This is a genomic window from Streptomyces lacaronensis (genome assembly GCF_047337785.1).
GTDB lineage: Bacteria > Actinomycetota > Actinomycetes > Streptomycetales > Streptomycetaceae > Streptomyces > Streptomyces lycopersici.
Genome location: NZ_JBLHDK010000003.1, coordinates 1,563,665 through 1,575,805, shown reverse-complemented (window position 1 = coordinate 1,575,805; position 12,141 = coordinate 1,563,665). Strand labels below are relative to the sequence as shown.

At 74.3% G+C, this 12,141-nt stretch carries 1 protein-coding gene; it reads left to right on the top strand.

Going from position 1 to position 12,141, the window contains the following annotated elements:
• Position 1: 1 nt before the first annotated feature.
• The gene (locus ACMTAK_RS07100; protein WP_413805382.1) at positions 2-12,139 is read left to right on the top strand and encodes an SDR family NAD(P)-dependent oxidoreductase; all 12,138 of its coding nucleotides are present in this window, start codon (positions 2-4) and stop codon (positions 12,137-12,139) included.
• The last annotated feature ends 2 nt before the right edge of the window (positions 12,140-12,141 follow it).

Below are 12,141 nucleotides of genomic sequence, written 5' to 3'. Positions count from 1 at the left end.
CGTGACGCACGCTAATGAAGAGAAGCTGGTCGACTATCTGAGGCGAGTGGCAGGCGATCTGCACGAAACGCGTCAGCGGCTGCGCGAGCTGGAGGACCGCTCCCAGGAGCCGGTGGCCGTGGTCGGCATGGCCTGCCGTTACCCCGGAGGGGCCGACTCGCCCGAGGCGCTGTGGCGGCTCCTGGCCTCCGGGGCGCACGCGATGGGGGAGTTCCCCGACGACCGCGGCTGGGACCTGGAGGGACTGTTCCACCCGGACCCGGACCACCCCGGCACCAGCCACGCGCGCGAGGGCGGGTTCCTCTACGACGCCGACCGCTTCGACCCCGAGTTCTTCGGGATCAGCCCCCGCGAGGCGCTGGTCATCGACCCGCAGCAGCGGCTGCTGCTGGAGGTGTCCTGGGAACTGCTCGAACGCGCCGGAATCGATCCGGTCTCGCTGAAGGGCACCTCGACGGGCGTGTACGCCGGGACCGCGCTGCCCGGCTTCGGCACCCCGCATATCGAGAAGAGCGCCGAGGGCTACCTGGTGACGGGCAACGCGCCCAGTGTGCTCTCCGGCCGGGTGGCGTACACCCTCGGCCTGGAGGGGCCGGCCGTCACGGTGGACACGGCGTGCTCGTCCTCGCTGGTCTCGATGCACCTGGCCGGTCAGGCGCTGCGGCAGGGCGAGTGCACCCTGGCCCTGGCCGGCGGGGTGACGGTGATGGCCATCCCGAACGTCTTCACCGAGTTCTCACGGCAGCGCGGGCTGGCCCCCGACGGCCGGTGCAAGGCGTTCTCCGCCGACGCCGACGGCACCGCCTTCTCCGAGGGCGTGGGCCTGGTGCTGCTGGAGCGGCTGTCCGACGCCCGGCGCAACGGCCACCGGGTGCTGGCGGTGATCCGGGGCTCGGCCATCAACCAGGACGGCGCCTCCAACGGGCTGACCGCGCCCAACGGACCCTCCCAACAGCGCGTCATCCTCCAGGCGTTGGCGAACGCACGACTGTCCCCGGCCGAGGTGGACGTGGTGGAGGCGCATGGCACCGGAACCCGTCTCGGCGATCCCATCGAGGCCCATGCGCTGCTCGCCACCTACGGCCGGGACCGGACCGAGGACCGGCCGCTGTGGCTGGGGTCGGTCAAGTCCAACATCGGACACACCCAGGGCGCCGCCGGCGTGGCCGGTGTCATCAAGATGATCATGGCGATGCGGCATGAGACGCTGCCCGCCACCTTGAACGTCACCGAGCCCACGCCCCACGTGGCGTGGGACACCGGCGCCGTACGCCTGCTCACCGAGGCCGTCGGGTGGCCGCGTGGCGAGCGGCCCCGCCGGGCCGCGGTGTCCTCCTTCGGCATCTCCGGGACCAACGCCCATCTGCTGCTCGAACAGCCCCCCGCCGACGAGCCCTCCGCGTCGGGCGGGACCCCTGAGCCGACCGCCGCGGAGGCGGCGGCGCCGGACCGCCGCGTGGTGCCCTGGGTGGTGTCCGCCCGTACCGGCCAGGCGTTACGGGACCAAGCCGAGGCGCTCGCCGCCCACCTCACCGCCCACCCCGGGCTGCCCGTGGCCGATGTGGGCCGGTCGCTGTCCCGGACCCGCTCGGCCTTCGAGCACCGGGCCGTGGCCATCGGCGAGGACCGTGACACGCTGCTGGCCGCCGTACGGGCCCTGGCCGACGACCAGAGCCACCCCGGGCTGATCCGGGCCACGGCGGCCGCCCGCTCCGGTGGCACCGCCTTCATGTTCACCGGCCAGGGCAGCCAGCGGCCCGGCATGGGCCGTGACCTGTACCGGACCTTCGAGGTGTTCGCCGCCACTCTGGACGAGGTCTGCGCCCATCTCGATCCGCTGCCCGGCCGGCCGCTCCGCGAAATCCTGTTCGCGGCGGAGGACACCGACCAGGCGCGGGCCCTGCATGGCACCGGCGTGACCCAGGCGGCCCTCTTCGCCCTGGAGACCGCGCTCTTCCGGCTCGTCGAGTCATTCGGCCTCACCCCCTCGTTCCTGACCGGACACTCCGTCGGCGAACTGGTGGCGGCACATGTGGCGGGCGTGCTGTCCCTGCCGGACGCCTGCGAACTGGTGGCCGCCCGCGGCCGGTTGATGCAGGCGCTGCCCTCCGGCGGCGCCATGGCCGCCGTGGAAGCCACCGAGGAGCAGCTTCTCCCCCTGCTCGCGGGCCACGAGGACCGGGTGGCGCTCGCCGCGATCAACGGCCCCACTTCGGTGGTCGTGTCCGGAGCCGCCGAAACCGTCGACGAGATCGCCCGCACCCTGAAGGAGCAAGGGCACCGCACCAAGCGGCTCCGGGTCAGCCACGCCTTCCACTCGCCCCTTCTGGCCCCCATGCTCGACGACTTCCGCGAGGTGGCGCGGCGGCTCACCTACCACGTTCCACGCATCCCGGTGATCTCCAACGTCACCGGCCGGCAGGCCGACCCCGAGCAGCTCCGCGACCCCGAGTACTGGGTGCGCCACGTCATCGAGCCCGTACGGTTCCACGACGGACTGCGCACCCTGCACGGCGAGGGCGTGACGCGCTACCTCGAACTCGGCCCGGACGCCGTCCTCACCACCATGGCCCAGGACGCCCTGGCCGCCGACACAGCCGACACCCCTGATACCCCGGACCCCGCGCCCGTGTTCGCCACCGCCCTGCGCCCGGGCCGCGACGAGCCCCGTACGCTGCTGACCGCCCTCGCCCTGACGCACATCGACGGCGGCACGGTCGACTTCGCCGCCGCCGTCCCCGAGGACGCGGGCCATGTCGACCTGCCCACCTACCGGTTCCAGCGGCAGCGGTACTGGCGGCCTGCCCCGAGCGCCACCGCCGACGTACGCGCCGTCGGCCTCGGCGCCACCGGCCACCCCCTGCTCCAGGCCGCCGTGGAAACGCCCGACGGAGGGCTGCTGCTCACCGGACGGCTGTCCGCGCACACCCACGCCTGGCTCGCCGACCACACCATCGCGGACAGCGTCCCCCTGCCCGGTACGGCCCTGCTGGAGCTGGGCCTCCTCGCCGCCGCACACACCGGCTGCGAGCTGATCGACGACCTCACCCTGGAGACCCCGCTGATCCTGCCCGCCTCCGGCGCGGTACGGATCCAGCTCGCCGTCACCCCGCCCGACGAGGCCGGACGACGGACCGTCACCATCGCCTCGCGCCCCGCCGACGAGAGCGGCGACATCCTGGACGCCCCGGCCGCCTGGCGCCACCACGCCACCGGCCTCCTGTCCGACGCGGCCACGCCACCGCCCGACGACGAGCCGCCGGCCACGGCCTGGCCGCCCGCCGAGGCCGTCCCGGTGGATGTGGCGGACCTGTACGAGCGCCTGGCCGCGCGGGGGTACGCCTACGGGCCCGCCTTCCGCGGACTGCACACCGCATGGCGGCTCGGCGACGAGATGTTCGCCGAGGTACGTCTGCCCCCCGAACAGCGCGGCGAGGCCGACGGCTACGGGCTGCACCCCGCCCTGCTCGACAGCGCGCTGCACCCGGTGGAGGAGCTCTTCGGCGGCTCCGGCGGCATGGGCCGCTTCGGCGGCGGCCACGCGCCGGAAGGCGCCGAGGGGACCGTCCGGCTGCCGTTCTCCTTCGGCGGGGTGCGGCTCTTCGCCACCGGCGCCACCCGGCTGCGCGTACGCATCAGCCCCACCGCCCCGGACACCATCACCCTGAGGCTGACCGACGACCACGGCGCGCCCGTGGCCACCATCGACGCCCTCGGGCTGCGGGAGGTCTCCGCCGACCGCTGGCGCTCGGCCCGCGCCGCCGCGGCCGACGCCCCGCTGTACCGCCTGGACTGGCAGCCGTATCCGGTCTCCGCCGACACCGCCCCGCCCTCGGCGAGTTGGGCGCTCGTCGGATCCCAGGACCCGGACCAGGCACTCCCGGCACACCCGGACCTGGCCGCACTACAAGCCGCCCTGGACGGCGGACAGCCCGCCCCCGACATCGTCATCCTCGAATGCCCCGGCGCACCGGACACCTCATCACACCCCGACGAAACACCCGCCCGCGTACGCGCGGCGGTCCATCACGTCCTCGACGCGCTGCGCACCTGGCTGACGGACGAGCGGTGCGGCGGGGCCCGGCTGGTCATCGCCACCCGTGGCGCGGTCGCCACCGGCCCCGGGGACGGACCCGCCGACCTGGCCACCGCGCCCGTATGGGGCCTGGTCCGCGCCGCCCAGGCCGAACACCCCGAGCGCGTCCTGCTGCTCGACCTGGACGACGACCCCGCCTCGCGCGATGCCCTGCGCACCGTCCTTCCGGCCGCCGTCGCCGGTGCCGAATCCGAGGTGGCGGTGCGGGCGGGAACGGCCCATGTGCCCCGTCTGGTCACCGTTCGCCCTGACCGAGACGGGCCGCCCCGCGCCCTCGACCCGGACGGCACCGCGCTGATCACCGGTGGCACCGGAGCCCTGGGCCGACTGGTCGCTCGCCATCTGGTCGCCGCACACGGCGCCCGCCATCTACTGCTGGTCAGCAGGCACGGTGGCATCAGGGAGGACATCGACGCGTTCGCGGACGAACTGACCGCGCTGGGCGCGGCGGACGTACGCGTCACCGCGTGTGACGCCGCCGACCCCGAGGCGCTGGCCGCCCTGCTCGCCTCGCTCCCCGAAGCCCATCCGCTGACGGCCGTCATCCATGCCGCGGGGGTGCTCGACGACGGTGTGGTCACCGCCATGACCCCCGGGCAACTCGACACCGTACTCGCCCCGAAGCTGGATGCCGCGTGGCATCTGCACCGGCTGACCCGGGACATGGATCCGGCCGCGTTCGTGATGTTCTCCTCCGCCGCCTCCATCATGGGCAACGGCGGCCAGGCCAACTACGCCGCGGCCAACATGTTCCTCAACGCCCTCGCCGAGCACCGCCGCGCCGAGGGGCGGACGGCCCACACGCTGGCCTGGGGGCTGCTGGCGTCCGCCGGTGGCATGACCGGTCACCTGGACGACGCGGACCTCGCCCGGATGGCCCGCTCCGGTATCGCCGCCGTCTCCAACGAGCAGGCGCTGACGCTGCTCGACGCGGCACTCACCACCGACCACCCCACGCTCGTCCCCGCGCGCTTCGACCTCGCGGCGCTGCGCACACGGGCCGCCGCCGGGCCACTTCCGCCCGTACTGCGGCGGCTGGTGCACGTCCCCGCGCGGGCCGCGCGGAACGCCGGTTCGGGCTCCTTGTCCGGGCGGCTCACCGGGCTGTCCACCGAGGAGCAGGACCGGCTCATCGGAGAGCTGGTACGCGACCAGGTGGCCACCGTGCTCGCCCATCCCGCACCGGAGGCCATCGACCTGGGCAGGGCCTTCCAGGACCTCGGCTTCGACTCGCTCACGGCACTCGACCTGCGCAACCGGCTCAACGCCGCCACCGGCACCCGGATCCCGGCCACCGTCATCTTCGACTATCCGACCCCCGACGCCCTGGTGCGCTTCCTGCGGGAGCGGCTGGTCGGCGCACCGGCCGGGACACCGCTCCCGACGACGCCGGCCGTCGTGGCCACCGACGACGACCCGATCGCCATCGTCGGCATGGCCTGCCGCTATCCGGGCGGCGTCGGCTCCCCCGAGGAGCTGTGGCGGCTGGTGGCCGAGGGCGTGGACGCGATCGGGGAGTTCCCCGCCGACCGCGGCTGGGACCTCGGTGGCCTCTTCGACCCCGACCCGGACCACACCGGTACCAGCTACGCACGCGAGGGCGGATTCCTCTACGAGGCGCCGCGGTTCGACGCCGAGTTCTTCGGGATCTCGCCCCGCGAGGCGCTGGCCACCGACCCCCAGCAGCGGCTGCTGCTGGAGACGGCGTGGCAGGCGTTCGAGAGCGCGGGCATCGACCCGGTGAGCCTGCGCGGCAGCCGTGGCGCGGTGATCACCGGGGTGATGTACGACGACTACGGAAGCCGCTTCCTGGGCCGCACCCCCGAGGGTGTCGAGGGCCGGCTGATGACCGGCAGCACACCGAGCATCGCCTCCGGCCGGGTGGCGTTCACCTTCGGCCTGGAGGGGCCGGCGGTGACGGTGGACACGGCGTGTTCGTCGTCGCTGGTGGCGATGCATCTCGCGGCGCAGGCCCTGCGGCAGGGCGAGTGCACCCTGGCCCTGGCCGGTGGTGTCACGGTGATGGCCACGCCGAACACCTTCGTGGAGTTCTCACGGCAGCGCGGACTGGCCCCGGACGGCCGCTGCAAGCCGTTCGCCGCGGCGGCCGACGGCACCGGCTGGGGCGAGGGCATCGGGCTGCTCGTCCTGGAGCGGCTGTCGGACGCGCGCCGCAACGGCCGTGAGGTACTGGCGGTGATCCGCGGATCGGCGGTCAACCAGGACGGCGCGTCCAACGGTCTGACCGCGCCGAACGGGCCATCCCAGCAGCGGGTGATCCGCCAGGCCCTGGCCACCGCACGGCTCTCCCCGGCGGACGTCGACGTGGTCGAGGCCCACGGCACGGGCACCACACTCGGCGATCCCATCGAGGCGCAGGCGCTACTGGCCACGTACGGGCAGGAGCGGCCGGAGGGACGTCCGCTGTGGCTCGGCTCCATCAAGTCCAACATCGGTCATACGCAGGCCGCCGCGGGCGTGGCGGGTGTGATCAAGATGGTGATGGCGATGCGCCACGGCCTGCTGCCCGCCTCGCTGCACATCGATGAGCCGAGCCCGCATGTGGACTGGGACGACGACGGAGTGCGGCTGCTCACCGAGGCGGTCGAGTGGCCGGCGGGCGAGCGTCCGCGCCGGGCCGGTGTGTCCTCCTTCGGCATCAGCGGCACCAACGCCCATGTGATCCTGGAACAGGTCCCCCACCAACGTACGGAGTACGAGCCCGAGTCCAGTGCACCCCGGGTGGTGCCCTGGGTGCTGTCCGCGCGGGGGCCGGGCGCGCTGCGGGACCAGGCGCGGGCGCTGGCCGCGCGGCTGACCACCGGCCCCACGGCCTCGCCCGTCGAGGTGGGCTGGTCCCTCATCCGCTCCCGTACCCTGTTCGACCACCGCGCCGTGGTGGTCGGCGAGAGCCGCGCCGAACTGATGGCGGCCATCGAGGCGCTGGCGGCCGACGAGACACACCCGGGCGTGGTGCACACGGGCACGGCCGCCACCACGGGCGGCTCGGGCCCGGTGCTGGTCTTCCCCGGCCAGGGCTCGCAGTGGATCGGGATGGGCGCCGGACTGCTGGACGCCTCACCGGTGTTCGCCGCCCGGGTGGCCGAGTGCGAACGAGCACTCGCGCCCCACGTCGACTGGTCGCTCACCGATGTGCTGCGCGGCGTGGACGGCGCGGGCGATCTGAGCCGGGTGGATGTGGTGCAGCCGGTGCTCTGGGCGGTGATGGTGTCCCTGGCCGCCGTATGGGCGGGCCACGGGGTGCGGCCCGCCGCCGTCGTGGGCCACAGCCAGGGCGAGATCGCCGCCGCCTGTGTGGCCGGGGCGCTCACCTTGGAGGACGGCGCCCGGATCGTGGCCCTGCGCAGCCGGGCGCTGCGCCAACTGGCCGGTGGCGGGGCCATGGCCTCCCTCGGCGTGGGTCAGGAACAGGCCACGGATCTGCTGTCCGGCCTCGGCGACCGCGCCACCGCCGTGGTCGTGGCCGCCGTGAACGGCCCCGCCTCCACGGTGGTGTCCGGCCCGCCGGAGCAGGTGGCCGCGGCCGTGGCCGCCTGCCGTGACACCGGGGAACGGGCCAGGATGATCGAGGTGGACTACGCCTCGCACAGTCCCCAGGTCGATGAGATCGCCGACGAACTCACCCAGCTGCTCAGGGGAGTCGAGCCGGTCGGGACGCCCGGATCCTCCGGGGTGGTGTTCTACTCCACCGTGACGGGTGCCCGTGCCGACGGCTCCGTCCTGGACACGGGTTACTGGGTACGGAACCTGCGGGAGCCGGTACGGTTCGCCGAGGCGATCCAGGCGCTGCTGGCCGCTGGCCACCGGGTGTTCATCGAGGTCAGCACCCACCCGGTCCTCACGGTGGGCATGCAGGAGAGCTTCGAGGAGGCGGGCTTCCCCGCCGCCACCGTGCCCACCCTGCGCCGGGATCACGGCGATCTCGCCCAGCTGGTGCGATCGCTGGCCCAGGCGTTCACCGCGGGGGTCGACGTCGACTGGACCACCCTGTTCCCCACCGCCCCCGCGCCCCGCACCGTCCCGCTGCCCACCTACGCCTTCCAGCGCGAGCGCTACTGGCTCGAGGGCACCGCGGGCCGGGGTGGCGACCCCACCGACCTCGGCCTGGTCTCCGCGGACCACCCGCTGCTCGGCGCGGCCGTTGAGCTCGCCGACGGCAGCACCCATCTGCTCACCGGACGGCTGACGGCCGGTGGTGGCGAGGGCTGGCTCGGCGAACACGTGGTGGCGGGCGCCCGGCTGGTGCCGGGCGCGGCCCAGGTCGAATGGGCGCTGCGGGCAGCCGACGAGGCGGGCTGCGGCACGGTGGAGGAACTCGCCCTGCAAGTCCCGCTCGTCCTCCCCGAAACCGGTGGTCTGCGCGTCCAGGTGGTGGTGGGCCAGGCCGCCGATGACGGACGCCGCGAGGTACGGGTGTACTCCCGGCCCGATCGCGACGCCGAAACCACCGCCGCCCCGGTCTGGGTATGCCATGCGGCCGGCGTACTCGGCCCCCAGGGCGAACCGGCACCCCAGCTCGCCGGGGCCTGGCCCCCGGCGAGCGCGGAGGCGCTGGACACGGACGGCTTCTACGAGCGTGCCGAGGCCGCCGGATATGGATACGGCCCCGCGTTCCGGGGCGTCCGGAAGCTGTGGCGCGACGGTGCGGATGTGCTGGCCGAGGTGGCGCTGCCCGAAGCCGCGGGCGACCAGGCCGGATTCGGCATCCACCCGGCGCTGCTGGACGCCTCGCTGCACCCGGCGTCCCTCCTCGAACGGCCCGACCAACCCGACCGGCCCGAGGAACGGCACGACGACGGCCGGGTGTGGCTGCCGTTCGCCTGGAACGGCGTGTCCCTGTGGGCCGCCGGAGCGACCACCGTACGCGTCCGGCTGTCCCCGCGTGAGCAGGGCGCGGACGGCGAGCGGGCGCTGCGTATCGCCGTGGCCGACGCCGTGGGCGACCCGGTTCTGACGGTCGACTCGCTGGTGCTGCGCGCGGCCCGTACGGATCAGCTGCGGACCGCCGGACGAGGCGCCGTGGACGGGCTGTTCACCCTGGACTGGATCCCGCTCCCCGAGGTGGCGCCCGGCGCGGACACGGGCCTGCCCCAGCCGGTGGCAGGGGACGGCGGCTGGGTGGCGCTGGGCTCCGAGGGCCTGGACTGGGCCCCCTCGGGCATGGTCCGCCACCCGGACCTGGAGTCGCTGGTCGCGGCGATCGACGCCGGGGCAACCGTGCCCCCGGTGGCGCTGACCGCCGTACCGGCCTCGACGACCGCCGTGGACATCGGGGCCGCCGAGGCCGATGCCCTGGTGGCCGTACGGCGGACCCTGGACCTGCTGCGGAGCTGGCTGGCCGAACCCCGGCTGACCGACAGCCGCTTGGTGGTGGTGACACACGGCGCGGTCGCGTCCGGTGGCCCCGTGGCGGAGAACCCCGGCTCCGGGGCCGTGGACACGTCCGGTGCCGCCGTGTGGGGGCTGCTGCGCAGCGCACAGGCGGAGAACCCGGACCGGTTCATCCTGCTCGACAGCGATCCGCACGGCACGCCCGACCCCGACGAGACCGGCGCGGCGGTGCTGGACGGTGTGCAGAGGGCCGTCGCCCTGGACGAACCGCAGGTGGCGGTGGGCTCCGGCCGGGTGCGGGCACCCCGCTTGACGCGTGCGGGCGGCCCCGGCAGCGGTGGTCTGGTGGGCCCGGTGGCACAGTCCGCGTGGCGGCTCGCCGTGGCTGGCGCGTCCACCGTGGACCATGTGACGCCCGTGCCGTGCCCCGAGGTGTTGGAGCCGCTGGGGCCGGGAGAGGTCCGGATCGCGGTGCACGCGGCGGGCATGAACTTCCGCGATGCGCTCATCGTCGTCGGGATGTACCCCGGGGGCGGGGTGTTCCGTGGCAGTGAGGGCGCCGGAGTGGTCGTGGACATCGGCCCGGAGGTGACCGGGCTCGCCGTGGGCGACCGGGTCATGGGCCTGTTCGAGGGCGCGTTCGGCCCCCGGGCGGTGGCGGACGCGCGCATGGTCGTGCCGATCCCAGACGGCTGGAACTTCCGGCAGGCGGCCGCCGTACCGGTGGTGTTCCTCACCGCCTGGTACGGGCTGGTGGACCTGGCCGGGCTGCGGAACGGCGAAACGGTGCTGATCCACGCCGCCACCGGCGGCGTCGGCATGGCGGCGGTGCAGATCGCCCGCCACCTGGGCGCCGAGGTCTATGCCACGGCGAGCCCGGCGAAGCACGGTGTGCTGGAGGAGATGGGCATCGACCGGGCGCACCGGGCCTCGTCGCGCGATCTGGACTTCGAGGAGGCGTTCCGCGAGGCCACCGGCGGACGTGGTGTCGATGTGGTGCTCAACAGCCTCGCAGGGCCTTTCGTGGACGCCTCCCTGCGGCTGCTGGCCGACGGTGGACGGCTCTCCGAGATGGGCAAGACCGACATCCGTGCCCCGGAACACCTCGCTGCCGTGCGTACGGGCGTCCGCTATCGCGCCTTCGACCTGGTCCCCGACGCCGGGCCGGACCGCATCGGGGAGATGCTGCGCGAGTTGAGCGAGCTGTTCGCCGCCGGAGTGCTGCGGCCCGCACCCGTACGGCCCTGGCCGCTCAGCCGGGCGCGGGACGCGCTGCGGCAGCTGAGCCAGGCCAAGCACACCGGCAAGCTGGTGCTCGACGTGCCCGCCGCGGTCGACCCGGACGGCACGGTCCTCATCACCGGTGGCACCGGCACCCTGGGCGCCTACATCGCCGAACACCTCGTCCGCGCCTGGGGTATCCGCCATCTGCTGCTGGTGAGCAGGCGGGGACCGGACGCTCCGGGCGCCCGCGACCTGACCGTCCGGCTGGAGGAACTGGGCGCGCGGGTGCGCGTCGCGGCGGTGGATGTCACCGACGCCTCGGCGGTGGCCGAGCTGGTGGCGGGGATCGCTCCGGAGCATCCGCTGACCGGAGTCATCCACGCCACCGGTGTGCTGGACGACGCGGTGGTGACCTCACAGACCCCCGAACGGCTGGCGCAGGTCTGGACGGCCAAGGCCACGGCCGCGGCCCATCTGCACACGGCGACGGCGCATCTGCGGCTCGGCATGTTCGTCCTCTTCTCCTCCGCCTCGGGCACACTCGGCAGCCCGGGACAGGCCAACTACGCCGCCGCCAACGCCTTTTGCGACGCGCTCGCCGCCCACCGCCGGGCCCTCGGGCTGCCGGGAGTCTCGATCGCCTGGGGCCTGTGGGCCGACGCAAGCGGCATGACCGGACACCTCGCCGAGGCGGATCTGGCCCGGATGTCCCGTACCGGCGTGGCCGCCCTGAGCACCCGGCACGGGCTGGCCCTGCTCGACGCCGCGGTCCAGCACGGCGGCGCCCATCTGGTCGCCGCGCAGGTGGACCCGCGCACCCTCGCCGGACTGCCCGCCGACAGCCTGCCCGCCACGCTGCGCGCCCTGGCCGCCACCGGCGGCGGTGGCGGCGCCGGGCGGCGCACCGCGGCGGCGGCCGGGGAGGGCCGACAGGTCGACTGGGGCGCCCGGCTCGCGGGCCTGTCAACGGCTGAACGACACCGACTCGTCCTCAACCTGGTCCGTGGCCACGCCGCCACGGTGCTCGGCCACGCCGACGTGGACGCCGTGCAGGCAGAGGCCAGCTTCAAGGAGCTGGGCTTCGACTCGCTGACCGCCGTCGAACTGCGCAACCGCCTCGCCGCCGCCACCGGACTGCGCCTGCCCGCCGGAATGGTCTTCGACTACCCGGAGGCGGCCGTACTCGCCGACCACCTGCTGGAACGGCTGGCCCCCGGCGACGGGGCCACGCCGGGGCGGGACGCCGTCGACCCGGTCCTGGGCGAGCTGGCCAGGCTGGACACCACCCTGGCCACCCTCGACACGGACGACGAAGGCCGGGAGCGGATCGCCCAACGGCTGGGCGCCCTGCTGGCGAAGTGGAACGGCGGCGGATCCGGCGACCCGGCCGGCGCGACCGACTTCGACGCCCTCGAAGCCGCCTCGGACGACGAGATGTTCGAGCTCATTGACCGTGAATTGCCCTGATG